Genomic DNA, 24,178 nt, shown 5'->3' on the forward strand with positions numbered 1-24,178 from the left:
CTCGTATCCACTCACGACCCCTTGTGATCTGAGAGGAGCCCGAGTGACCCGCCACGAGGTCGTCTCACCCATCCCCGGTGTCTTCTACCGCCGGCCCGACCCGGACAGCGACGTGTACGCGAAGGAGGGCCAGAGCATCGGGGCCGACGACACCGTCTGTCTGGTCGAGGTCATGAAGTCGTTCCACCCGGTGCCGGCCGGTGCCGCGGGCACGATCGTCGAGTTCCTCGTCGAGAACGAGGACGTCGTGGACGCGGGCCAGGCGGTCGCGGTGATCGAAGCGTGAAGCGCCTCCTCGTCGCGAACCGCGGTGAGATCGCGGTGCGGATCATCCGCGCCGCGCGCGACCTCGGGATCCCCACGGTGGCGGTGCACAGCACGGCCGACGCCGAGGCACGCCACGTCCGGCTCGCCGACGCGGCGGTGGAGATCGGGCCGCCGCAGGCGAACAAGAGCTACCTGGTGGTCGACGCGATCGTCGAGGCGGCGCGCTCGGCGGGCGCCGACGCGGTGCACCCCGGCTACGGGTTCCTGTCCGAGCGGGCCGCGTTCGCGGCGGCTGTGGCGGACGCCGGGCTCGCGTTCGTCGGGCCGGACGCCGCGGTGATCGACCAGATGGGCGACAAGGTCCGGGCCCGCCAGGTGGCCGCGGCCGCGGGGGTGCCGACGGTGCCGGGCACGCCCGGCGGGGTCGAGGACGTGGCCGCGGCCGTGGCGGCCGCCGCCGACATCGGCTATCCGATCATGCTCAAGGCGGCCGCCGGCGGTGGCGGGCGCGGCATCCGGGTCGTCGAGGACGAGGCCGGGCTGCGCGAGGCGTTCCCGGCCGCGTCGGGTGAGGCGGCGAGCGCGTTCGGCGACGGGCGGATGTACCTGGAGCGCTTCGTGCGCCGGGCCCGGCACGTCGAGGTGCAGGTGCTGGGCGACGGCACCGACGCCGTGCACCTGTTCGAGCGGGAGTGCTCGTTGCAGCGGCGGCGGCAGAAGGTGGTGGAGGAGGCGCTCTCGCCGGGCATCGACGCGGGGGTGCGCGAGGCGATGACGGCCGCGGCCGCGCGGCTCTCCCGCGAGGTCGGTTACCGCAGCGCCGGCACCGTCGAGTTCCTGGTGGACGACGAGACGCACGAGTTCTTCTTCATCGAGATGAACACCCGCATCCAGGTGGAGCACCCGACCACCGAGCTCGTCACCGGCGTCGACCTGGTCACCGAGCAGCTGCGGATCGCGGCGGGCGAGCGGCTTCGCCACGCGCAGGAGGACATCACCGCCCGCGGGTGGGCGATCGAGTTCCGGCTGAACGCCGAGGACCCGGCGCGCGGCTTCCTGCCCTCGCCGGGGAAGGTCGGGCGGGTGGAGCTGCCGGCCGGGCCGTGGGTGCGGGTCGACACCTGGCTGGAGCCCGACGTCACCGTCCCGCCGTTCTACGACTCGCTGCTCGCGAAGGTCGTCGTGTGGGGCGAGGACCGGGAGTCGGCCATCCGCCGCTCCCGCCGGGCGCTCGCGGAGTTCGCCGTCGAGGGCGTCGCGACGACGGCCGGGCTGCACACCGAGATCCTCGACCAGGAGTGGTTCGGTGCGGGGCAGTTCCACACCGGGACGCTGGAGCAGTGGTGGGAGGACGCATGACAGCGACGACCGGCGTGGCGCCGGCCCGCTACAGCTGGGGTGGCGACGAGTTCGTCTTCGTCGAGCTGGCCGAGGACATGAGCCTGCAGGCCAACTTCCGGGCGATGGCCATCACGAAGAAGCTCTCCGACGCGCGGCCGGGCGGCGTGCTGGAGATCTGCCCGGCGAACGCCTCCTACCAGGTGCGGTTCGACCCGGACGTGCTGGATCCGGCCGAGCTGCTCGCGCTGCTGCGGGACCTGGAGCAGCAGGTCGGCGACGCCCACGAGCTCGCGCTGTCCACCCGGGTGCTGGAGATCCCGGTGCTCTACCGCGACCCGTGGACCACCGAGACCCTCATGCGGTTCCGCGACCGCCACCAGGACCCGGACGCCACCGACATCGAGTACGCGACCCGGATCAACGGCTTCTCGTCGGTCGAGGACTTCATCGCCGCCCACTCCGGCTCGCCCTGGTTCACCTCGATGGTCGGCTTCGTCGCCGGGCTGCCGTTCAAGTACCAGATGGTGCCGAGGGAACGGCAGATCATCGTGCCGAAGTACCTGCGCCCGCGGACCGACACCCCGAAGCAGACCGTCGGCTACGGCGGCTGCTTCTCCTGCATCTACTCGGTGCGCGGTGCGGGCGGGTACCAGATGTTCGGCATCACGCCGGCCCCGATCTACGACCCGTCGCAGACCCTGCCGGACTTCACCGACTTCATGGTGCTGTTCCGCCCGGCCGACATCGTGAAGTTCACCCCCGTCGACCGGGAGCGCTACGACGAGCTCCTCGCGGACGTGGAGGCCGGCACGTTCCGCGTCACGGCGCGACCCGTCGACTTCCACCTGCAGTCGTTCCTCGACGACCCCGACGGCTACAACGCGCGGCTACTGGAGGTCCTGAAGTGATCGAGGTCGTCAAGCCGGGGCTGTCCACCACCGTGCAGGACGCCGGCCGCACCGGCTACTACCACCTGGGCATCCCGCCGTCGGGTGCGCTCGACCAGCACTCGCTGCGTGCGGCGAACCTGCTCGTCGGCAACCCCGCGGGCGCCGCGGCGCTCGAGGCCGTCTACATGGGCCCGGAGCTCGCGTTCACCGCCGACGCCGTGGTGGCCGTCGCGGGCGCGAGCATGGTGCCGAAGGTGAACGGGGAGGAGCGTCCGAACTGGGAGTCGTTCCCGGTGTCCGCGGGTGACGTGCTGAGCTTCGCCTACCTCACCGCGGGGGCGCGGGCGTACGTCGCGGTCGCGGGCGGGATCGACGTCCCCGAGGTGCTGGGCAGCCGCTCGACCTACGCCCTCGGCGCGCTCGGCGGCCTGTCCGGGAGGCCGATCGCGGTGGGCGACCGGCTGCCGGTGGGGCCCGCGCCCGGAGCGGCGCCCGGCCGGAGCGTGCCCGCCGACCTGCGGCCGAACCTGTCGAAGGACGTCGAGGTGCGGGTCGTGATGGGCCTCTACGACCACCGCCTCACCGCCGCGGGCCGCGCGACCTTCCTCGACACCACCTGGGACCTCACACCGGTGGCCGACCGCATCGGGTTCCGCTACGCGGGACCCGAGCTGGAGACGGTGCCGCGCGAGCCCCCGTTCGGGGCCGGGCAGGACCCGTCGAACATCGTGGACGCGCCGTACCCGATCGGCTCGATCCAGGTGCCCGGCAGCGTCGAGCCGATCATCCTGCACCGCGACGCCGTCTCCGGCGGCGGCTACATGATGATCGCGACCGTTGTCTCGGGCGACCTCGACGTCGTCGGCCAGTCGGCGCCGAAGACCCGCACGCGGTTCGTCGAGGTGGACCTGGACGGCGCCCTGGCCGCGAGGTCCGACCACCGCAAACGCACGCGCCGCCTGGCGGAGGCGCTGGCCGGCTGAGGGCCTGCTCGGTCGGGCCCTGTGGGGCCGCGGGTTGGTGGGGTTGGCGCGATTTCCAGGTGCGTCTCGCGTTGGCCTGTCGGAGATGTGATGCGGTCGGCCCCGCCGCGCTGTCGTGGACTCGCCCCGGGTACGCGCGTGGGCATGTGGCGCGTTGCGCGCTGCGGTGACGGGCGGGGCCGGCTGGAGGACTACCGATCGCGTGGGCGCTCTGCGAGATGCTCGTCGTGCCTCCCGGCCCTGGGTACGAGCACTCACCTCGGGTGCTCGTCGACCGCGTGTGGTCACCTAGCGATCGAGGTGCGACCCGAGCATGATCGTCGCGAGATCGCGTTCAGCGCCCTGGCCGGGGCGATCCGGCGCAGTTCGGAGCGATCATGCGGCCTTGATCGCTGCGAGACCACGGTTCGCGTCCTCGTGGGGGCGGTTCCCCGCATCTCGGATGGATCACCAGCCGCGGATCCGCGCGAGCCCCGGCCAGGAAGCGTTCCAGTTGGACGAGCGGCACTCTCGTCCCGCTCCGTCGCACGCCATGCTTGTCTGAGCTCAGTGGAATGAAAGCGCCATTCGTGCGGTGTGGCTCGCTGCGGAACGCGGCCCTAGCGTGTGCGGGTGCAGCAGCTGCGGGACGGCGCCCGGTGGACCACCCTCGTCGGGCGGCTGCGCGCGGATGCGGATGCACTCGTCGCCTCGTTCGTCGGCCGCGTGCGGGCGATCGGCCCGTACGGGCGCGGGGTCGTGCCCGACGAGGTCCTCGAGGCCGACGCCGACCGCACCTTCGACTACCTGCTGCGCCGGATCGCCGGGCAGCCCGTTCCGGAGCGGCTGCTGGACATCGGGCCGTCGATCGGCCGGGACCGGGCGCGGCGGGGAGTCCCGCTGAACGACCTGCTCACGGCGGTGCGGCTGGACTTCCGCGTGCTCTGGGCGGGCCTGCGCGAGCGGGCCGAGCCCGCGGACGAGGCGCTGCTCGTGTCCCGCGTCGAGGACGTCTGGGCGGCCGTCGAGGACTACTCGACGCAGATCCAGGTGAGCTACCAGGCCGAGGCGGCGCTGCTCGCGCGGGAGCGGCAGGGGGAGCGCACGATGCTGGTGGCCTCCCTGCTCGCCGGCGGTGATCCCGACCCGGAGGAGGTGGAGCGGCTGGCCGTGGCGCTCGACGTGGACGTCGACGCCGACCTGCTCGTCGCGGCGGCCTCGGCCGCGGCCGGGCCGGCGCTGCGCCGCGTCGCCGACCGGCTCGGCGCCGACGGCCGGATGGTGCACGTGCAGTCCACGGGCAGGCACGTCGTGCTGATCGCGCGCTGGGAGGGCGGGACGGGCGCCCCGGTGCGGGCCGCGCTCGCCGGGGTGCCGTGCGGGGTGGGCCCGGTCGCTCACGGTCTCGCCCGCGTGCCGCGCAGCGCCCGGATCGCCGGCGAGCTCGTCGAGGTATCCCCGGGGACGGACGGCCCGCGCGGGCTCGCCGACGCCTGGCTCCCCCTCGCGGCAGCCCGCCTGTCCGACACCGCCGCGGACCTCGTCGAGGTGGAGCTGGCCGGCCTCACCGACGTGCCGCCGAGGGAGCGGGAGCGGCTGCTGGCCGCGGTGCGCGCCTACGCCGCCACCGGGTCCGTGGCGCAGGTCGCGGCCCGGCTGTACTGCCACCGCAACACGGTGGTCAACCGCCTGCGCCGGTTCGCCGAGCTGACCGGGCGCGACGTCACCATGCCGGCCGACGCCGCCGTGGTGCTCCTCGCCCTGGAGTGCCTCCCGTGAGCGTGCCACCCTGGTGTCCCGGGTCGAAGATCCACCACATATCTCGACGGCCCAGCTTCCCGCTGAGCGCACCGGCGATCCGCCCGAGGATGCCCATACAACGCGGCGGCCCGCCGGCACACCCAGCAGAAACCTGGATCCGCCGATATATGCACCGGACCTCCGACCCGGGACACTAGCGCCATGGATCCCGAGAACCGCTCGGACGAGGACGACTCCGGAGTCCTCGAACCCGAGGACAGCCTGGACGACCGCGGCGTCGGCGACGTGCTCGACGAGGGCTGGTCGCCGGTCGAGAAGCCGCTGGCGAGCACCGGGTGGGGCACCACGGCCCGTGAAGAGGCCGACGGCGAGCCGCTCGACGGGCGGCTCGCCCGCGAGCTGCCCGACGCCGCGCAGTGGCTGGGCGACGATCTCGGCGATGCCTCCGACACCGACGGCGAGCTGCTCGACGACGAGGTCGGCGACGTGCGGGCCGGCCGCCTCGTCTCCGCGAACGGCGCGTTCGGCGACGACTTCGACGACGACGAGGAGCTGTACGCGGTCGACGCCGGGATCGACGGGGGCGCGGCGTCGGCGGAGGAGGCCGCGGTGCACGTCGTGTCGGAGGAGCGGAGGCTCGACTAGCCCCCGACGCGTAACGTCACCGCCATGAGTGACGCGACCGACACCGCTTTCTGGCATCCGTTCGCCGCGATGGGCACCGTCCGCCACGGCGAGTTCGTGGTCACGCGCGGCGAGGACGTCTGGCTCTGGGACGAGTCCGGGCGCCGCTACCTGGACGCCACCGCGAGCCTGTGGTGCGTCAACGTCGGCCACGGGCGCGCCGAGATCGCCGAGGCCGTGGCGGCGCAGATGCGCGAGCTCGCGACGTACCAGACGTTCGCCGACGTCGCGAACCGCCCGGCGCTGGAGCTCACCCGCAGGCTCGCCGGCCTGGCGCCCGTGCCCGGGGCGAAGATCTTCCTGGTGAACGGCGGCGGCGAGGCGGTCGACACCGCCGCGAAGATCGCCCGCGAGCACTTCGCCCGCACCGGGCAGCCCGAGCGCACGGTGCTGATCAGCCGGCGCAACGGCTACCACGGCACCCACGGCTTCGGCACCGCGCTCGCCGGCATCCCCGCCAACCGGCTCGCCGCCCCGTTCGTGCCCGACGTCGTGCAGGTGGAGTGGGACGACCCGGAGGCGCTCGAGGCCGAGATCGAGCGGACCGGGCCGGGGCGCGTGGCGGCGTTCTTCGTCGAGCCGGTGATCGGCGCCGGTGGCGTGCTTCCCCCGCCGCCCGGCTACATCGAGCGGGTGCGCGAGATCTGCACGCGGCACGGCGTGCTGCTCGTCATCGACAGCGTGATCTGCGGGTTCGGCCGGCTCGGTGACTGGTTCGGCGTCGACCGGTTCGGGATCGTGCCCGACCTCGTCACGTTCGCGAAGGGCGTCACCAGCGGGTACGTGCCGCTGGCCGGGGTGGTCGCGCACGAGCGGGTGGCCGAGCCGTTCTTCGCGGACGGGGCCGCCCCGTTCCGGCACGGCTCCACCTACTCCGGCCACCCGACGGCCTGCGCCGCCGCCCTCGCCAACCTCGACGTGATGGAGAACGAGGAGCTGCTCAAGCGGGCCGACGGGCTGGAGCTCCCGCTCCACGAGGCCGTGCAGTCCCTCACCGACCACCCCCTGGTCGTCGAGGCCCGCGGCGGCACCGGCGTGCTCGCCGCGGTCGAGCTCGACCCGGAGCGGCTGGCCGCGAACCCGGGGCTGCCGGCCGCGGTGGCCGCCGGGGCCCGCGAGCGCGGGGTGCTGGTGCGGCCGATGGTCTCCGCCGTCGCGGTGTCGCCGCCGCTCACCCTGGCCGAGGAGCACATCGACCTGATCACCGAAGCCCTGCGCGGCGGCCTGGACGACGCGGCGCGGTAGCCGAGGCGCTCACACACCAACAGTGGTGCCGGCACACGAACTGCAGTTGGTGTGTGAGCGCCGATGTTGGTGTGTGAGCCGTCAGGTGGACGGTTCGAGCCAGGCCGTCGTGTCGGCCGGGAGCGTCCCGTCCGGCAGCGGTGCGCTGGAGACGATCACCCGGCCCGCCGGCAGCGGCACCGGGGCCTCGCCGAAGTTCGTGATGCAGGTCCAGCCGCCCGGACGGCTGAACTCGACGACGTCGTCCGGGGCGTCCACCGCCCACTCCAGGCCCTCCTCCGTCTGCAGCCGGCGACGCTCCGCGAGCGCCCGGCGGTAGAGGGCGAGGGTTGAGGCCTCGTCCGCCTCCTCGCGCTCGACCGACAGCTCGGCGAAGCCCGCGGGCTGGGGGAGGTGGGCGGGGCCGGCGCCGAAGCCGAACGAGGGGCCCGTGGCGGTCCACGGGAGCGGCACGCGGCAGCCGTCGCGGCCCTTCTTGGTATGGCCGGACCGGATCCACGTGGGGTCCTGCAGGACCTCCGGCGGCAGATCGGCCACCTCGGGGAGCCCGAGCTCCTCGCCCTGGTAGAGGTAGGTGGAGCCGGGGAGCGCGAGGGCCAGGAGGGTGGCGGCGCGGGCCCGGCGCAGGCCGAGCCCGGCGTCCGCGGGCGGGTTCGTGCCGTTCCCGAGGAGCCACGCCTTGAGGTCGGTGCCCGTGGGCAGCGCGTACCGGGTGGCGTGCCGCACGACGTCGTGGTTGGAGAACACCCACGTCGACGACGTGCCCGCCGACCGGGAGAGCGCCAGGTTCTCTTCGATGATCTTCCGGAACTCGGTGGCGTCCCACGAGGCGAGCAGCAGGTCGAAGTTGAAGGCCTGGCCGAGGCCCTCCGGGGAGGCGTAGCGGGCCCGGCGGTGGGCCGAGCGCACCCACGCCTCGGCCACGGCCGTGCGCGGCGGGTCGTAGCGGTCGAAGAGCTCCCGCCACCCCTTGTAGATCTCGTGCACCGCGTCGCGGTCGAGCAGCCGGTGCACGCCGTCGGGGAGGTCATCGGCGTCCAGCTCGGCCTGGGTGGGGAGCGGCGGGGTGAGGTCCTTGGCGAGCGCGTTGGCCACGTCGACCCGGAAGCCGTCGACGCCGCGGTCGGCCCAGAACCGCAGGGTCTGCAGGAAGTCCTCGCGGACCTCCGGGTTGTCCCAGTTCAGGTCGGGCTGCTCGGGCGCGAACATGTGCAGGTACCACTGCCCGTCACCCACCGGCTCCCACGCCCGCCCGCCGAAGGAGGCCGTCCAGTCGCTCGGCGGGCGCTCGCCGAGCGGGCCCTCGCCACGGCGGAAGACGTAGCGGTCGCGCTCCGGCGAGCCGGGCGCGGCCGCGAGCGCGGCGCGGAACCATTCATGCCGGTCGGAGGTGTGGTTGGGGACGATGTCGACGATCAGCCGGATGCCGGCCGCCTTCAGCGCCCCGACCATCTCGTCGAACTGCGCGAGCGTGCCGATCTTGGGATCGACGGCGCGGTGGTCGTCCACGTCGTAGCCGCCGTCCGCGAGTGCGGAGGGGTAGAAGGGCGAGAGCCACACCGCGTCGACGCCGAGTTCCTGCAGGTACCCGGCGCGGCTCGTGATCCCCGGCAGGTCGCCGATGCCGTCACCGTTCGCGTCGGCGAAGCTGCGGGGATAGATCTGGTAGACGACGGCCTGCCGCCACCACGCCGCTGGTTCCGGCACGGGCACTCCTTTTGTTCAGGTGTTAAATCTAAGCTCGGTTCCGAAGATAGGCAGCTGTCCGCACGGGATCAAGCGCGCGTGAGTTCACCCGATCCGGGCGCTGCTCCGTCCGGTCGTATGGCGTACGGCCGAACAGTCGCACCGCCTGTGTGCGCCGGCCTCGACCGGGGTGACCGGACGTGACGAGTGAGGTACACGCCGCGTGACCTGCGCATACTTGGTGTGACCGACCTCACTTGGGGGTGTGGCGTGACGCGGGCGACCGCGCCTTACCCGTGACCCGCTCGTTGTACAGACACGGCAAGAACGTGATCTGGGGGACGGGAGCGTGCTATGGCCGGTGAGGCGGTGACTGGGCGATACAACGCAGCCAGGCATGCCGTGGCCGACGAGGGGGAGGCGCGGCGGCACCCAGCCTCCGACGACCGGTCCCTGGTCGACCGGTTGTTGGCGGGAGGCGGCGAGGACCAACCCTTCGACTGGGGGTGGGGCGACCCGGCGGCCGGCGACGCCGTCCCGGACCGGGAGCCGATGCATGACATCCCCGAGCTCTGGGACGAGCGCTCCGGCGACCCCGGCGAGAAGCACTTCCCGACACCGCGCCTGCACGGCGACAGCTCCCTCGGCGACGGCCCGGCCGACGACCGCGGCGCCGACGATCGGGACTGGTCCGACCGCGGCCGGGACGACCTGGGCAGCGACGACTGGGGTGCTCCCGCGCCGGAGCTCGGGGACCCGCGTCCCGCCGGTCCCCGTTCGGGTTCCGGCTTCTTCGAAGAGCCCGCACCCGGCGACCGTTCGCCCGAGGACCGCCGGTTCGACGATCAGCGGTTCGCCGGGAGGGGGCTCGACGGCGACCCGCTCGACGCCCTCTCGACCGGACGCGTCCGCGCCGCGCCGGGCCCGTTCGGCGACGACACGCCGGACCCGGACACGTCGGAGCGGGATCCGCTGCACGATGGGCCCATGGACGGTGATCATGCCGGGACCCGGCGGGTCCCGCTGGATCGCGAGCGGCTCGACCGGTCGCCGCTGGCGCCACCCCTCCCGGACCGCGTCGCGTTCGACGGGATCGGCCGTGAGGCGGAGGACGGCGGCCGCGCCGACCGCGACCCCGAACCGTCACACCACGTGCTGCTGGGCCGGGAACCACTGAACCACGGCGCGCCGGAGAGCGACCCGCAGGCCCCCGAACCCGGGGAGCGGAAGCTCGTTGACGCCGACCCGCGGCTGCGCCGCTGGGCCGATCGCAACCGGCCGAGCGGTCCGGCCCGCGACGGTGACGAGCGCCCGGCCGCGCCGGCCCCGTTCGCCGACGAACACGCGGGCCCCGACCCGTTCGCCGCGGATCCGGGCGGTTCCGACCGGGGCGGTGCGCCCGAGGGCGGTGCCGATGCGTTCGGCTGGGACCAGTCCGGCCAGGATCGGTTCGGCCAGGACCGGCTCGGTCCGGATCGGTTCGGCCAGGACCAGTCCGGGCAGGACCGGTTCGGCCAGGACCGGTTCGGCCACGACGGGTTCGGTCCGGATCGGTTCGGCCAGGACCAGTCCCGCCGGGACCAGTCTGGCCAGGACGGGTTCGGCCCGGATCGGTTCGGCTCGGACCAGTCCGGCCAGGACCGGTTCGGCCCGGACCAGTCCGGCCAGGACCGGTTCGGCCAGGACCAGTCCGGCCAGGACCGGTTCGGCCAGGACCAGTCCGGCCAGGACCGGTTCGGCCAGGACCAGTCCGGCCAGGACCGGTTCGGCCAGGACCAGTTCGGGGCCGACCTGGTCGGTCCCGATGGTCGCGACCGTCCGGATGCGGCAGCGGGCCAGGGTGCCGCGGACCTGTTCGACGACCCGCTCGCGGAGAGCGCCCGCACCGGGCGCATCGAGATCGCCGACGCGGAGGCTCCGCGTCCGCGGCAGGAACCGCCGAGCGATCCGGCCGGCCCGTTCGACCAGGGGCCGGCGCCGGAGCCCACCACCGTGTTCGGCGCGGTTGCCCCGGCCGGCCCGGCTCGGCGCGGTGCGCCGGAGGAACCTGCGGCTCCGGTGGAGGAGTACACGGCCCGTCGTCGCGCCGCCGAGCAGGCCGCCGCGTCCGCGGAGGAAGCGGCTGCGTCGGCGGCCGAACGCGCCTCCGCCGCAATCGCCGCCGCGGCCCGCGCGGCCGAGGAGGCGGAGGAGGCTGCGGAGACCGCGGCCACGGCCGCCGCGAAGGCCAACGAGGCGGCCGAGGCCGAGGTCCGCGCGATCGCCGACTCCGTCGCCCGCGGTGAGGCCGCCGGCAGGCAGAACGGGCGCGCGGAGGTGCCCGAACCGCCGACGCAGGCCGTGCCGCTGATCGCGCCGGCCCGCGCGCCCGGCAGGCGGCCGCCTCCGCGCCGCCCGGCGGGGCCCCCGCCGCGTGGTGCCCGGCCGGACGAGCCCGGCCGTTCCGGCGGGCCCCCGCCCCGCGCTGAGCACCGGAACGGCCCGGTGCGCGACAGCGCGGTTCCCGGCGGCACGGACGGGGAGGCCACCGCCGTGCTGACCGGGCTGGACGCGTTGCGCGACCCCGTGCGTCCCCGGGGCCCGGAACCGGGGCCCGCGGAGGTGACCACCGTCACCCGGCGTCGGCCGTCCGCCGAGCCCGTGCTCCCGGCGGACGAGGTCGACGCCTCCGACGACGCGGAGCACGACGACGAGCCCGAGGAGCAGGGGCTGGTCGATCGGCTCAGGTCACGGCCCGTCGTCGCCGCCGTCGGTGTGGGGGCGGTGCTCGTGCTGGCCGCGATCGTCGCGTTCTTCACGACCTCGGAGCCCGAGGCGGCGCCCGCCGCCGAGGCGGCCCCGGCGGCCCTGAGCGCCCCGGTGGTGCCGCAGCCCGAGCCGCCGGCACCGGCCATCGACCCGCACAGCCAGAACGCGGTCGCCTTCCTCACCGCGCTGCGCGACGGCGACATCCCCACGAGCAGCAGCGGCCAGGCCGAGACCGAGGCGGCCGCCGCGATCTGCACCCAGCTCGACCAGGGGGCCGACGAGGCCCAGCTCGCGCGGTCGGTGCCTGCGGTGCTGCCGGACGTCACCCGGAGCCAGGCGAGCGATGTCGTGGAGTTCGCCCAGAAGCTCTACTGCTGAGCGGCGATCAGGGCGGGCAGAGGGTGCCGGAGTCGGGCACCACGCCGTCGAGCAGCATGCCGTCCACGAGACCGGAGATGCACGGGGTGCGCGGGTAGGCCCCGGTGCCCGCGCCCTGCCAGCTGACGAAGCGGGCCGTGGCCAGGGAGTCGGCCGTGCGCCGGGAGCCGTCGAGCGCGCCGCGCGGGTCGGCGGCCGTGCCGATCACGAGGATCGGCGGTGCGGCCTCGGCCTGCCCGGCGAGCGGGGCCGCGCGCCCGGTGGGCCACGGTGCGCACGCCAGCAGCCGCAGCGCGAACGTCGAGCCGAACGTCGGGTACGCGACGGTCCAGCGCTGCGCGACCTCGCCGATCTCACCGGGGGCGAGGCGCCGCTGGGTGTCGTTGCAGCTGGTGGCGAGCATCCCGTCGAACAGGCCCCGCGGGCCGGTCAGCGGCGCGAGGATCGTCAGCAGCGGGACCGGGTCGCCCGCGTTCGCCGCGGCGAGGGCCGCCGCGAGCCTGGGCCAGTGGCGCGGCTCGCCCAGGTCGGACAGCAGTGCGGTGACGGTGGCGCCCGCGGTGAGCCGGGTGCCGTCGGTGGCGAGCAGCGGCCGGCGTTGAAGCTGCCCGAGGAGGGCGGCGATCGTGGCGCGCGGGTCGGCGCCAAGGGGGCAGTCGGGGCGCGCCGAGCAGAACACCCCGAACGCGCCGAGGGCGGCTTCGGCGGCGGCGGCGCGGCTGTCGGTGAGGTCGGGCTCGTCCTGCGTGGGGTGCGGCGGCCCGTCGAGGACCAGCCGGCCGACGGAGCGCGGCGCCGACCTGGCCCACATGGCGAGCGCGGCGGCGCCGTCGCCCACACCGACGGCGGAGAGCCGCTGCACGCCGAGGGCGGCGCGCAGCAGTTCGACGTCGGCGGCCGATGCGGCGGTGCGGTAGCTGGCGAGACCCCCGTCGAGCGTGAGGTTGCACTCCTGGACGACCGCCCGTGCGCGTTCGAGGAGCGTGGCGAGGTCCGACTCGCCGATGGAGTCGGCGTCGGCGTCGACGAGCGCCGCGCGGGCGTTCTCCGGCGCGCAGTGCAGGATGTCCTCGCCCGCGCCGCGGCGGTCGAGGCCGATGAGCGTGTAGCGGTGCAGCAGGGCGGGGTCGACCTGCCCGGAGAGGATCGCCGCGTGCCGCGTGGACGGCTCGCGGGTGCTGTCGCCGAGCACCAGCAGCGGTGGCCGGTCGGCGGGCGCCCCGGCCTCCCCGACGCGGGTGACCCCGAGCGTGACGGCGCCGAGTGACGGCTGGTCGGGGTCGGCGGGCACGGTGAGCTCGCCGCAGTCGACCTGGACCTGGCGGTCGGCGGGCAGCGGGTCCACGAGCGTGACGAGGGTGTCCTCGGTGCACTCGAAGAACGGGATGCTGGCTTCCTGCGGCTCCGGGTCCGGGAGCTCCGGCACCGCGCTGGGGGTGGGGGAACCGGGCGCCACCGGGACGTTCTCGCCGCGCACGGCCACCGGCGGACGTTGCGAGGGCCCCACCGTGCACGCGGCCAGCACGGCGACGAGCCCGAGCAGCGCCACCAGGCGGGGGAGAGCCGCCCCGACCGCGTGACGCGGTGGTCCTGCCAACGGTGCCCTCCCGGTCGTGCTGGATCCGGGAACATCGTGCCGCACGGTCGGTGTGAGGGAGGTGAACGGATCGAGCGTCAGGAGTGTGCCGCAGGCCCCGGCCGTAGCGAGCGGCGGCCAGGTGGAGCCCGCGCAAGGCGGAGTAGGAGGCCGATACCGGGTTGCATACCCAACGGACTTCCGGCGGGGGACACTAGGCGACCCGGGGTCCGGGTTGGAGGTGGTCGAGCTCGAGCCGCACGGCCGCGGGGAGGTCGGCGAGGCCGAGGGCGGAGCGGGCCGTGGTGAGCACTTCGGAGTCGAGCCGGGCGAGCACGTCGCGGACGTCGGCGTCGTCGGCGAGCCAGAGCGTGACGCGTACGGCGGGGGCGGCCTCGGTGCCCACCAGGCGGGCCCGGGCGCGGCCGACCCCGGGCAGGGCCGCGGCCTGCGCGGCGACGGCCTCCGCCGCGGCTGCGGCGCTCACGACGATGGAGGTGTCCGGGCCGCCGTCGTGCGGGCCGGCGTCGATCACGAGGTCGGGTCGGCGCTCCGGGCGGAGGGCGTGCGCCGCCCAGACGAGCCCGAGCACGGCGAGCAGCAGGCCCCCGACGATCGCGACGAAGCGGGCGACCATCGGCTGTGTGCGGAGCGCGTCGACGATCATCGGGTCGATGAGCGGCCGGCTCGCGCGGGCGGTGCCGAAGATCCCGTAACACAGGAGCGCGACGAGGCAGCCTGCGATGAGCAGTAGGAGCCCGACCAGCACGGCGAGCGTGCGCTCTCCTGCCGTGGAGCGTGCGATCGCCGCGGCGGCCCGGCGGCGCAGCACGGTCGCGCCTGCGGTCGTCTTCCGCGGGTCCGGGGCGGTCATCGCGGCCCCCTCCGGTCCTGCACCGTCACGGTCACCCGCGGACGGTGGTGCAGCGGTATCTCGTCGAGCAGGTTCTCCACGCGGGCGCGCACGCTGTCCGCGAGCTCGGGCCCGGCGTCGTTCCACGCCTGCGCGGCCACCGCCACCCGCCGCCGGGACGCGGTCACGGACGCGGCGGCCACGTCGTCCGCGGCGCGCACGCGGCGGCCGACGAGGCGTGCGAGCATCCGGGGCGAGGCGGTGACGGTGATCTCGGGGGCCGGCGCGTCGACCGCGATGTCGTGGCGCCGGGCCAGCAGCCCGATGAGCACGAGCAGCAGCCCGAGGACCGCGACACCGATCGCGATGCCCGGCACCGGGGCGTCGGTCCAGGCCGTCCGCCCGAGCGCCGCGTACCAGTCCGGCCACGGTACGACGAGCCCGCCGGTCCCGGCCGGCCGCACCGACGCCGCCACGACCTCGAGGAGCACCAGCACCCCGACCAGGGCGACGGCCAGGCCCAGCAGCGGGGCGAGCACCCGCAGCAGCACGCGCACGGCGTTCCTCCTCGTGATGGTCAGGGCATGTCTAGTGCAACCGGGCGGCCGCCGGGCGTGCCGAACGCAGCCCGGCGACCGTCACGGTCAGGGCGCGCACGCGGTGCCCGGCGATGCGTGCGAGCTCCTCGCCCACCTTGGCCCGCACGGCCGCGACGACGGTGCGCACGGGGGCGGGGTACTGGAGCGTGAGCTCGAGCCGGACGTCGACGGTGGGCGGATCGCCGGACCCGGTGGTGATGCGCGCGCTCGCCCCGGCCTCGCCGATGTCGATGCCGGCGAGGCGACGCTCGTGGCGCAGGGTGCCGGGCACCTGGTCCGCGGCGTGCTCGACGATCTTGCGCAGTACGGCGGGATGGATCTCCAGCCGGCCACGCTCCTCGACGGCCGGGAGCGTGGTCACCGGTCGCGGCCCCGTCCGAGCAGGGCGTTGAGGTCGAGCTGGCCGTCGAGGGCGCGCCCGACGAGCAGGCCGATCGCGCCGAGGACCAGCACGATCAGGAAAGCGCCGAGGCCGCCGAACGCCCCGGCCAGGCCGAGGGCGAGGCCTGCCAGCAGGCCGGTCTGGGTGGCATTCATCCGGTTCTCCTAAAGGACTCTCTGGTTGCGGCGGCGGCGCCAGGTGCGGATCAGCGCGACGCCCACCCGCACGGGGAACGGCAGCGGCCCCACCACCTCGACCGGTCGGTCGAAGCGGGGGTCGTCGACCGGCGGCTCCGCGTCGCGGAACCGGGCGAGCCCGGCGGCGAACACCTCCGGGTCGCCCCCGCGGTCCGGGTGGTTCTCGCGGACGAAGGCCCGGTAGGCGGCCCGCTCCTCCTCGTTCACGGCGGCTCGTCCGGCAGGGCCGTCTCGTCGGGCAGGACGATGTCGGCGATGGTGATGTCGACGGCCGCGCCGCCGCAGAGCCTGGACACCAGGCTGCGCAGCGACCGCACCACGTCGGGGATCGGCCGGTCGGCGTGGACCACGACGGCGACCTCGACGGGTTCGTCGCCCTCGCCGATGCGGACGCCGAGCAGCTTGCGACCCGGCAGGTAGGTGGTGACCGAGCCGTAGATGCCGCCGTGGAGGCCGGCCACCGCGGGGTGGGCGGCGACCGCGGCGGCCACCCGTTCGGCCGGCGCGACCGGGTCGGGTGGGCTCGGCACGACGGTCATCCTCCTGGTGGGAGCCGTCACTCGACCCGCGCGGACTGCACGGGCGGCATCGCGTCCTCTTCGATGGCCATGGGCAGGTGGATGTCGTTGACCGCGATGTTGACCTCGATCACCTCGAGCCCGGTCATCCGCTCGACCGCGGTGATCACGTTGCGGCGCACGGCCCGCGCCAGCTCGACGATCGACGCGCCGTACTCGACGACGATGTCGAGGTCGATCGCGGCCTGCTTCTCGCCGACCTCGACCTGCACGCCCGAGATGTTGGTGGCGCCGGTGCCCCCGCCCGGAATCCGCTCGCGGATCGCGCCGAAGGCCCGGGAGACACCGCCGCCCATCGAGTGCACGCCGGAGATCTCCCGGGCGGCGATGCCGGCGATCTTCTGGACGACCGAGGCGGCGATCGTGGTCTTGCCCTGCGAGGTGTCGTCGGCGAGCCGGGCCGGCGACGAGACGGTGGTGGTGGGTGTCGTCGTCGTGGGAGTCGCGGTGCTCTCGCTCATGGGGTAGATCCTTCTCCATCGGCTCTTCGCCCGCGCGCAGGATGGCGAGCGCGCCGGAAGAGTGTTCGCCAGTGGGACGCGGATTCCCGATCCACCCTCCCGCGAAGTCACTCGATCGGCGTAGCGCGACGGTAGCGGAGCAGGAGGGCGCCGTCCTCGTGCAGTGCATCGGCGAGCTCCAGCCGGTGCAGGTGCTCGCCCGCCGGACCGGCGGCGATCCGGCCGGCGCGACCGCCGACGAGCAGGGGTGCCACCGTGAGGCACAGCTCGTCGACCGCGTCGGCCGCCACGAGCTCGCCGAACAGGGTGGGCCCTCCCTCGCAGAGCACGCGGTGCAGGCCCCGCCGGGCGAGCTCACCGAGGACGACGCCCGGCGTGAGCCCGTCGAGCGCGACGACGTCGGCGCCCGCAGCGGCGAGCCGGTCCCGCCGCTCGGCCGGCGCGGCGGCGAGGGTGAGGACGATCGGCGGCACGCGGGTGTCGGTGAACAGCCTGCCCGCCGGATCGAGCCGGGCCGAGCCGGTGACGACCGCGATCGGTGGCGGCGTGTCCCGGCCGATGGTGGGCCTGCGGGCGCCGCGGTAGTCCTCGGCGCGGGCCGTGCCGGCGCCGACGAGGATCACGTCCGCGAGCCGGCGCAGCAGCCGGAACACCCGCCGGTCGGCGGGCGAGCTCAGCGCATCGGAGCGGCCGCCGGCCGACACCGCGCCGTCGGCGCTCGCCACGTAGACGGCGCGCACGTACGGCGCGCCCAGGTCGTCGGGGTAGGCGTAGCGCGCCGCGAGCCCGTCATCGTCGAGATCACCATCGGCCGGCAGCAGCGGTCGCACCAGGCGATCCCAGCACATGCGTGGCAAGACCCACTATTTAGTGAAGGCCAGCCTCACCTATGGTGTGACCGTGTTGACGACGCCGGCCGCCCCCGCGCCCGCGGTCGGGGGGTTGCGCAGGCGCCGGCTCGGCGGGCTCGTCCTGCTCGCGGTCGTCCTGGTGGCGGCCTGCCTCGCGAGCATCGCCGTCGGCGCCAAGGCGATCCCGCTGGACGGCGTGTTCCACGCCCTCTTCACGCCCACGGGCACCGAGGACGACATCGTCGTGCGCGCGCTGCGGATGCCGCGCACGCTGCTCGGCGTGCTCGCGGGCGGTGCGCTCGGCCTCGCCGGAGCGCTGATCCAGGGGCACACCCGCAACCCGCTCGCCGACCCGGGGCTCCTCGGTGTGAACAACGGGGCGGCGTTCTTCGTGGTCATCGGGATCTACGCGTTCGGCGTCACGAACCTCTTCGGCTACGTCTGGTTCGCCTTCGCCGGGGCGCTCGTCGCGAGCGTCGCCGTGTTCGTGCTCGGGTCGGTCTCCCGCGGCGGGCCCACCCCGGTCACGCTGGCGCTGGCGGGCGCGGCCGTGTCGGCGCTGCTCGCGGCGCTCACGTCGGCCGTGATCCTGATCGACGTCCAGACCCTCGACGCCTACCGCTTCTGGGCCGTGGGATCGCTCGCCGGGCGCGAGGTCGAGATCGCCGGGCAGGTGCAGTGGTTCCTGCTCACGGGCGCGCTCATCGGGTTCGCGAGCGCCCCCGCCTTGAACGCGCTGTCGCTCGGGGACGACGTCGCCCGCTCCCTCGGGCACTCCGTGCGCCGCACCCGCACGATGGGCATCGTCGCGATCACCCTGCTGGCCGGGTCGGCCACGGCGGCGTGCGGGCCGATCGCGTTCGTCGGCCTCGTCGTCCCGCACATCGTCCGGTCGTTCACCGGGCCGGACTACCGGTGGCTGCTGCCCGCGTCGGCGCTCGCCGGGTCCGCGCTGCTGCTCGTCGCCGACGTGATCGGCCGCGTGGTCGTGCGCCCGGGCGAGCTGCAGGTCGGGATCGTGCTGGCGCTGATCGGCGGCCCGTTCTTCATCTGGCTCGTCCGCCGCCGCAAGATGGTGTCGATCTGATGGCCGTCCTGGAGAAGGCGCCCGCGCGCGTGCCGGGCCGGCCCGCGCTGCGGCTGCGGCGCGTGTCGATCGTGTGGCGGCCGCGGTACCTGATCGTGCTCGCGGTCGGCATCGCCGCGCTCGTCCTCGGCATGGCCGCGAACATCGGCCGCGGCGAGTACCCGATCAGCATCCCCGAGGTGCTCGCGGTGCTGTTCGGCGGCGGTGACTCCGGGCAGCAGTTCATCATCCTGGAGCTGCGGCTGCCCCGGTCGCTCACCGGCGCGCTCGTCGGCGCGGCCCTCGCCGTGGCCGGGGCCATCACGCAGTCGATCGCGCGCAACCCGCTCGCCAGCCCGGACATGATCGGACTCACCGCCGGCGCCAGCGCCGCCGCGGTCTTCGTGATCGTGGTCGGAGGCGGCTTCGGCGCGGTCGGCGGGTTCCTCGCGTCCGCGGGCCTCCCGATGGCCGCCCTCATCGGCGGCCTGCTCACCGCCGCGTTGATCTACGGGCTGGCCTGGCGCCGTGGCGTGCACGGGTTCCGGCTGGTGCTGGTCGGCATCGGGTTGCAGGCGATGCTGCTGGCGATCGTGCACTGGCTGCTCGTCGTGGCCGAGGTGTTCGAGGCGGCCCGGGCCTACGTGTGGCTCAACGGCAGCCTCAACGCGCGCGGCTGGGAGCACGTCGTGCCCGTGTCGGTCGCGCTCGCCGTGCTGCTGCCGGCCGCGTTCCTGCTGGCGCACGTCCTCGGCGCGCTGCAGTACGGCGACGACACCGCCCGCGGCCTCGGCGTCCCCGTCAACCGCGCGCGCTCGCTGCTGCTCCTCGTCGCCGTCGGGCTGGCGTCGGTGGCCACGGCGAGCGCCGGGCCGATCGCGTTCGTGGCGCTCGTCTCGCCGCAGATCGCCCAGCGCCTCGTCGGGGGTGCGCGCCCGCCGATCGGGATGTCGCTCGTCGTCGGCGCGGCGCTCACCGTGATCTCCGACGTCGTCGCGCGCACCGCGTTCGGCGCCACCGAACTGCCGGTCGGCATCGTCACCGCCGTCCTCGGCGCGCCCTACCTGCTCTACCTGCTCGCCCGTTACGGCCGGGAGGCCCGTGCATGACGCCCCTCACCCAGACCGAAGAGTCCGACGCCGGCACCGTCACGTCCGCCGTCCGGCTGCGGGCCGAGCACGTCCGGCTGGCCTACGGCGACCGCACCGTCGTGGAAGGGCTGGACCTCGACGTCGTCGCCGGCACGATCACGGCCGTGATCGGGCCCAACGGGTGCGGCAAGTCCACCCTCCTGCGGGCGCTGGGGCGGCTGCTCCGGCCGACCGCCGGCCAGGTCCTGCTCGACGGCAGGCGCATCGACCGGATGCCCACCCGTGAGGTCGCCAGGATCCTCGGCCTGCTGCCGCAGGCACCCACGGCGCCGGAGGGGCTCACCGTCGCCGACCTGGTGGCGCGCGGCCGGCACCCGCACCAGGCCTGGTACCGGCAGTGGTCGGCCGACGACGAGGAGGCCGTGGCCCAGGCCCTCGAGTGGACGGGCATCGCCGACCTCGCCGAGCGTCCCGTCGACGAGCTGTCCGGCGGCCAGCGCCAGCGGGCGTGGATCTCGATGGCGCTCGCCCAGGGCACCGACCTGCTCCTGCTCGACGAGCCAACCACGTTCCTCGACCTCGCCCACCAGGTCGACGTGCTGGACCTGGTCCGGCGGCTGCACCAGGAGGCGGGCCGCACCGTCGTCATGGTGCTGCACGACCTCAACCTCGCGGCCCGCTACGCCGACCGGCTCATCGCCATGCGGGACGGCCGGATCGTCGCCGCGGGCGAGCCGGCCGAGGTCGTCACCGAGTCGATGCTCGCCGAGGTCTTCGGGCTCGCCGCCCGGGTGATCCCCGACCCGGTGGCCGGTACGCCGCTGGTCGTGCCGATCAGCGGTCACGCTCCGTCGTCCTGAGGTCTCCCTGTGTCACGTGTCACCATGTGACCTGCGCCGCGGGAACGAGCGATAGGAGGTCACGGTGGACAGCCAGTCGTTGACCGACTTTTCGGTGTTCGACCACGAGGGCCCCTGGACCGAGGCCGCCTACCTCGCCCTGAAGCACGACGGCCGCGTCGAGGTGGTCGACGGTACGCTGATCATCGGCCCGGGGCCGCATCCGCGGCGCATCCGGGCGATCGAGCACCTGCGGGAGGCCGTGGCGTCGGCGCTTCCGGACGGGCTGGTCGTGCGTGGTCCGGTGCCGCTGCGCCTCGGCCCGGACTGCCTGCTCGTGCCGGACCTGATCGTCACGTCGGCCCCGCCGTCGGCCGGCGCGGACGACGCCCAGGAGGCCGACGGCAGCGGCGCGGACCCGGCGGGCGAGGAGGCCGTGGCGGAGCAGGCGGATGACCTGGACACCGCGGTCCTCGAGACCACGGTTCTCGAACCCGCCGTCCTCGACGCCGCCGCGGCCCTGATGGTGATCGAGGTGGTCGGCAGCGACCACGGCGCCACCGACCGCAGCTTCAAGCTGCAGCTGTACTCCCGCAGCCGCATCCCGTACTCGGTGCTGGTCGACCACGACGGCCCGTTCGCCGTCGCCGACATGATCATCGGTGGCCGCTACCACGAGTACGCCCGCGCCGCAGGCGACGAGGACCTGCTGATCGAGGAGCCGTTCCGGCTCCAGCTCGACCTCGCGGAGATCGCCGCGCCGGAGCCCGCCGCGCCCGCGGAGGCGCCGGTGGATCCGGCAGAGGCGTCCGCGCCGACCCAGGCCATCCCCGTGGTGCCCAGCGAGGAGCCGGACGGGCCCACGCGGCCGGTCACCGCCTGAGGCCACCGCACCCCCCTTCCGGGCCGGTGCACCCGGCTGCGCCCACGCCGCCCGGCGACGGGTGGTAGGTCTATCACGCATATGGCCTAATGGGGCCTTGAGCAGGGCGTATGCCACGGGAAAGCCGTTTCCGCCCACGTGCGGAACGGCCCGCCCCGTGGGGAGGCGGGCCCCTTCTCACAAGACTCGTTCAGTCGGTGGGCAGCTCCCACGCGTGCGCGCCGTCCGGGCTGTCCAACCACACGCGGTGGGACCCGTCCGACGTGACCGTGAGCCCGAGCCGATCCCACCCGGGCCGCCCGAGTGCCTCCCACTCGGCATGGGTGGCTTCAAACGCGGTCCAGACGGCCGTGGAGCCCCCTTCGCGCACCTCGTGGTGTCCGTCCTCATCCGGCTGCATCCGCACCGCACACCACGATCCGTCGTCGCCGGTGAACACCGCCCACTCTGGCCCGCCGCCGGTGAACCCCATATAGCCGAACCCAAGTTGGCCCGGGAGCCGTGCGCTGGCCAGCAACCACGCAATCGGCGCAGTCCATGGGGTCGGGTCGAGCGGCGTGAACGACCGTGCCCCATCCTCGGGGTTCGCCGTCGCCACGCTGATCCCTCCGGTCGGAGCCCCGTCACGGTCCCTGATGCGCATGAACCCGGCCCAATGCGGGAGGAAGCGACCCTCCAACCGGTCCGACTCGCGACGCAGCAACACGAGGTTCCCGGCATGGCTGCCACGCTTGACGTCCACCAGCACAAGCCCGCCCTGGCGCACTTGTTCAGCCCATGCCCACGGCACCACGGACACAGAACAGGTGGCGATGACCCTGTCGTACGGGCCATGCTCCGGCAGCCCGTGGGCGCCGTCGAGCGCCGCCAGGGTCGGCACGTAGCCAAGTTGCGCGAGCCTCTCCCGTGCCAAGCCGACCAGATCGGCCCCGATGTCGACGCTGAACACGCGCTCATCGCCGAGCCGGTGAGAGATCAGCCCGGCGTTGTATCCGGTACCCGTCCCGATCTCCAGGACACGGTGCCCGTCGTGCACGTCGAGCACAGCGAGCATCTCCACCATGAGCGACGGCTGCGAGGAAGAAGACACCGTGACACGGGCACCATTCGCGGTCCGAGCCACCGCAGTCACCAACGGCTTGTTCTCGTACACCGCATCCAACCACCCGCCGTCATCGGCGGTGGTCTCCGACCATTCCCCGTCGGGCCGTTGCCGGTAGAAGCGGGGCACGAACACATGGCGGGGAACCGCCTCGACGGCGGCCCGCCACGCCGGATCATTCAGCACGCCACGATCGGCTAGCTGCTGCGCGAGCCCTCGGGCGCGCGTTCGCCACTCGACTTCGCTGATCGTCATTGCGTCGACTCCTCGGAAAGCAGGTCGGCGATCGTCTCGGTGATCGGCGCACCAACGGCGTCCTCGATCCACCCGTACTGTCCACCCGGATTGCACTCCAAAAACACCCACCGCCCGTCCGGTCGAATCACGAAATCGAACGCCCCGTAGGCGAGCCCGAGCGAGGCGCAGTAAGCCACGACACCGGCAGCAACATGGGCGGGCGGTACGATCGGCTCATACCGCAACGCGGCGTAGTCATTTCGCCAGTCCAGGTAGCTCGCCTCGTTGCCCGCGTGGATCGCGGCGGCGAACACCCGGTCACCGACCACGAACACCCGCGACTCGAACGCCTTCGGCACCCACCGCTGGAACTGGTGCGCGGTGTGCTCGACCCCGCGCAGATCGGTGAGGTCGGCGGCGTTCAGTCGGAGGGTGAACGTGGTCTTGCGGCCACCGGCCTCCACGATCGCCGGTGCCCCGAGCGCCTTCGTCACCGTCGCACCACCTCCGGCGAACCGGCGCACCGTCTCGGCCCGGTTCGTGACCAGTGTCTCCGGCACGTCCAACCCACACCGCGCGGCGACCGCCAGCTGCACCGGCTTGTACGAGGCATCGGCGTTGCGATTCGGGTGGTTCACCCATCGCACCGGCAGGGAAGCGAGCATCCCACCGAGCCCGAGTTTCGCTTCCCCCATGGCCCAATGCCGCTCCGTCGCCGACAACTCCGGCGGGAACTGGAACGCGGAAGGGCTGCGATACCAAATCGACCGCAGCCCCTCCAACGCGACGGCCCGATCCCCGACGTGCAATGCGCCATGCCACCGCCCACCACGAAACTCGGCGTCGACGCCTGCCCGCTGCGGGAACCACCCCGTGTCCATGCGCACGATCGAAACTCCGCGTTTTTCCAGTACCGTCACCATGTAGTCGGCGGTGATGTCAAGTTCCGGCGCGAGGACGAGGACCGTCATTTCTCAGTCGTTGTTCCAGTCCTCGGCCGACGGCGGATCCTCGCCGTCGGTGCTTTGCGTGGTGTTCGCGGTCGGCGGTTTCGCCGCGATCAGCGGCAGACCGGACTCAGCATCCACCGCGATTTGCTGATCCCCGTCGTACCGCCATGCCGGAATCACTGTTCCAGGTCCGACGGGACGAGCCCTGCGCAAACCCCACGGCCGCACCCCAACCGGCGACGGCCCATCCTCGCGCCGCTCGGTGAACGTCGACCCGCACAACGCGAACTGCGCGCTCGTCGGCGCGAACGGGTCACCCGTGAATTCTTCGACCGTTACTGACATTCGATCCCCTTCCCCTTCTCCTGCGCGAACACTGTTGTGCACGTTCCCTTTGGGTTGGTCGGGCGCCGTGCGGTGCGGTCACGACGACGCCCGACCTTGCGCATGTGCAGGTGGCCCGTGATCCGGGCACGCCACCACCGCAGCCACCACGCGGTATCCGAGCGGTCCCGCCACGGAACAGCACCGTGGTTCCCAAGGTCGCCCCA

Annotated in this window: 25 protein-coding genes; 12 read left to right on the top strand and 13 right to left on the bottom strand. The window is 73.9% G+C overall.

The features are described 5' to 3' along the window. The first annotated feature begins 43 nt into the window (after positions 1-43). From ACU436_RS17395 to ACU436_RS17425, 7 genes are all read left to right on the top strand, one after another. Positions 44-286 carry an acetyl-CoA carboxylase gene (locus tag ACU436_RS17395; RefSeq protein WP_459026465.1) on the top strand — a complete coding sequence of 81 codons (243 nt, stop codon included), beginning with the start codon at positions 44-46 and terminating at the stop codon, positions 284-286. Beyond that, positions 283-1,626, top strand: a complete 1,344-nt coding sequence (locus tag ACU436_RS17400) for an acetyl-CoA carboxylase biotin carboxylase subunit (protein ID WP_459026466.1) — start codon at positions 283-285, stop codon at positions 1,624-1,626. Before ACU436_RS17395 ends, ACU436_RS17400 begins: the two co-directional genes overlap by 4 nt. Next, positions 1,623-2,516 (top strand): 5-oxoprolinase subunit B family protein, encoded by an 894-nt coding sequence (locus ACU436_RS17405; protein ID WP_459026468.1) that lies wholly within the window; start codon positions 1,623-1,625, stop codon positions 2,514-2,516. Before ACU436_RS17400 ends, ACU436_RS17405 begins: the two co-directional genes overlap by 4 nt. Next, positions 2,513-3,481, top strand: coding sequence for a 5-oxoprolinase subunit C family protein (locus ACU436_RS17410; protein ID WP_459026470.1), 969 nt, complete (start codon positions 2,513-2,515; stop codon positions 3,479-3,481). The genes ACU436_RS17405 and ACU436_RS17410 overlap by 4 nt, the downstream gene beginning before the upstream one ends. A 612-nt stretch (positions 3,482-4,093) precedes the next feature. Then, on the top strand, positions 4,094-5,239 hold the full coding sequence (locus ACU436_RS17415) for a PucR family transcriptional regulator (RefSeq protein ID WP_459026472.1): 1,146 nt from the start codon (positions 4,094-4,096) through the stop codon (positions 5,237-5,239). A 183-nt stretch (positions 5,240-5,422) separates the two neighbouring features. Continuing rightward, complete coding sequence (locus ACU436_RS17420) at positions 5,423-5,866, top strand: DUF5709 domain-containing protein (protein ID WP_459026473.1); 444 nt, start codon at positions 5,423-5,425, stop codon at positions 5,864-5,866. A 24-nt stretch (positions 5,867-5,890) separates the two neighbouring features. Further along, on the top strand, positions 5,891-7,150 hold the full coding sequence (locus ACU436_RS17425; RefSeq protein ID WP_459026474.1) for an aminotransferase family protein: 1,260 nt from the start codon (positions 5,891-5,893) through the stop codon (positions 7,148-7,150). 81 nt (positions 7,151-7,231) lie between these two features. Here the strand turns inward: ACU436_RS17425 and ACU436_RS17430 are convergent, their stop codons facing one another. Then, positions 7,232-8,857 carry a glycoside hydrolase family 13 protein gene (locus ACU436_RS17430; RefSeq protein ID WP_459026475.1) on the bottom strand — a complete coding sequence of 542 codons (1,626 nt, stop codon included), beginning with the start codon at positions 8,855-8,857 and terminating at the stop codon, positions 7,232-7,234. A 381-nt stretch (positions 8,858-9,238) separates the two neighbouring features. On the opposite strand from ACU436_RS17430, the gene ACU436_RS17435 reads away from it, so the two are divergent. After that, positions 9,239-11,962: a DUF732 domain-containing protein gene (locus tag ACU436_RS17435; protein ID WP_459026477.1), complete on the top strand. Its 2,724-nt coding sequence runs from the start codon at positions 9,239-9,241 to the stop codon at positions 11,960-11,962. Positions 11,963-11,969: 7 nt separating this feature from the next. On the opposite strand, the gene ACU436_RS17440 is transcribed toward ACU436_RS17435, so the two are convergent. From ACU436_RS17440 to ACU436_RS17480, 9 genes are all read right to left on the bottom strand, one after another. After that, positions 11,970-13,559, bottom strand: coding sequence for an alpha/beta fold hydrolase (locus ACU436_RS17440; protein ID WP_459026479.1), 1,590 nt, complete (start codon positions 13,557-13,559; stop codon positions 11,970-11,972). 193 nt (positions 13,560-13,752) lie between these two features. Next, a complete protein-coding gene (locus tag ACU436_RS17445) occupies positions 13,753-14,412 on the bottom strand; it encodes an alkaline shock response membrane anchor protein AmaP (RefSeq protein WP_459026480.1) in 660 nt (219 codons plus the stop codon). Further along, positions 14,409-14,948 carry a DUF6286 domain-containing protein gene (locus ACU436_RS17450; RefSeq protein ID WP_459026481.1) on the bottom strand — a complete coding sequence of 180 codons (540 nt, stop codon included), beginning with the start codon at positions 14,946-14,948 and terminating at the stop codon, positions 14,409-14,411. Before ACU436_RS17450 ends, ACU436_RS17445 begins: the two co-directional genes overlap by 4 nt. A gap of 31 nt (positions 14,949-14,979) precedes the next feature. Further along, positions 14,980-15,351, bottom strand: a complete 372-nt coding sequence (locus tag ACU436_RS17455; RefSeq protein ID WP_459026483.1) for an Asp23/Gls24 family envelope stress response protein — start codon at positions 15,349-15,351, stop codon at positions 14,980-14,982. Further along, entirely contained in the window at positions 15,348-15,527 is a 180-nt protein-coding gene (locus ACU436_RS17460; RefSeq protein WP_345605492.1) for a hypothetical protein, read from the bottom strand. The genes ACU436_RS17455 and ACU436_RS17460 overlap by 4 nt, the downstream gene beginning before the upstream one ends. Positions 15,528-15,536: 9 nt before the next feature. After that, positions 15,537-15,776, bottom strand: coding sequence for a hypothetical protein (locus ACU436_RS17465; protein WP_459026485.1), 240 nt, complete (start codon positions 15,774-15,776; stop codon positions 15,537-15,539). Further along, the gene (locus ACU436_RS17470) at positions 15,773-16,099 is read right to left on the bottom strand and encodes a hypothetical protein (protein ID WP_459026487.1); all 327 of its coding nucleotides are present in this window, start codon (positions 16,097-16,099) and stop codon (positions 15,773-15,775) included. The genes ACU436_RS17465 and ACU436_RS17470 overlap by 4 nt, the downstream gene beginning before the upstream one ends. A gap of 26 nt (positions 16,100-16,125) precedes the next feature. Then, on the bottom strand, positions 16,126-16,608 hold the full coding sequence (locus ACU436_RS17475; protein ID WP_459026489.1) for an Asp23/Gls24 family envelope stress response protein: 483 nt from the start codon (positions 16,606-16,608) through the stop codon (positions 16,126-16,128). Between the two features lie 107 nt (positions 16,609-16,715). Beyond that, positions 16,716-17,438, bottom strand: coding sequence for a pyrimidine reductase family protein (locus ACU436_RS17480; RefSeq protein ID WP_459026490.1), 723 nt, complete (start codon positions 17,436-17,438; stop codon positions 16,716-16,718). Positions 17,439-17,454: 16 nt separating this feature from the next. On the opposite strand from ACU436_RS17480, the gene ACU436_RS17485 reads away from it, so the two are divergent. The 4 genes from ACU436_RS17485 (at position 17,455) to ACU436_RS17500 (ending at position 21,338) form a co-directional block, all read left to right on the top strand. Continuing rightward, positions 17,455-18,546: a FecCD family ABC transporter permease gene (locus ACU436_RS17485; protein WP_459026492.1), complete on the top strand. Its 1,092-nt coding sequence runs from the start codon at positions 17,455-17,457 to the stop codon at positions 18,544-18,546. Further along, positions 18,546-19,634, top strand: coding sequence for a FecCD family ABC transporter permease (locus ACU436_RS17490; protein WP_459026494.1), 1,089 nt, complete (start codon positions 18,546-18,548; stop codon positions 19,632-19,634). Before ACU436_RS17485 ends, ACU436_RS17490 begins: the two co-directional genes overlap by 1 nt. Next, positions 19,631-20,476 (top strand): ABC transporter ATP-binding protein, encoded by an 846-nt coding sequence (locus ACU436_RS17495; RefSeq protein WP_459026496.1) that lies wholly within the window; start codon positions 19,631-19,633, stop codon positions 20,474-20,476. The genes ACU436_RS17490 and ACU436_RS17495 overlap by 4 nt, the downstream gene beginning before the upstream one ends. Positions 20,477-20,540: 64 nt before the next feature. Next, the gene (locus ACU436_RS17500; RefSeq protein WP_459026498.1) at positions 20,541-21,338 is read left to right on the top strand and encodes a Uma2 family endonuclease; all 798 of its coding nucleotides are present in this window, start codon (positions 20,541-20,543) and stop codon (positions 21,336-21,338) included. Between the two features lie 190 nt (positions 21,339-21,528). On the opposite strand, the gene ACU436_RS17505 is transcribed toward ACU436_RS17500, so the two are convergent. The 3 genes from ACU436_RS17505 to tgmA are packed head-to-tail and all read right to left on the bottom strand — an operon-like array spanning position 21,529 to position 23,972. Beyond that, positions 21,529-22,695, bottom strand: a complete 1,167-nt coding sequence (locus tag ACU436_RS17505) for a methyltransferase domain-containing protein (RefSeq protein ID WP_459026500.1) — start codon at positions 22,693-22,695, stop codon at positions 21,529-21,531. Then, positions 22,692-23,648, bottom strand: coding sequence for an ATP-grasp ribosomal peptide maturase (tgmB, locus tag ACU436_RS17510; protein WP_459026502.1), 957 nt, complete (start codon positions 23,646-23,648; stop codon positions 22,692-22,694). Before tgmB ends, ACU436_RS17505 begins: the two co-directional genes overlap by 4 nt. A gap of 3 nt (positions 23,649-23,651) precedes the next feature. Continuing rightward, positions 23,652-23,972, bottom strand: a complete 321-nt coding sequence (tgmA, locus tag ACU436_RS17515; RefSeq protein WP_459026503.1) for a putative ATP-grasp-modified RiPP — start codon at positions 23,970-23,972, stop codon at positions 23,652-23,654. Between the last annotated feature and the right edge of the window lie 206 nt (positions 23,973-24,178).

Source organism: Pseudonocardia wallangbongensis (assembly GCF_054486945.1).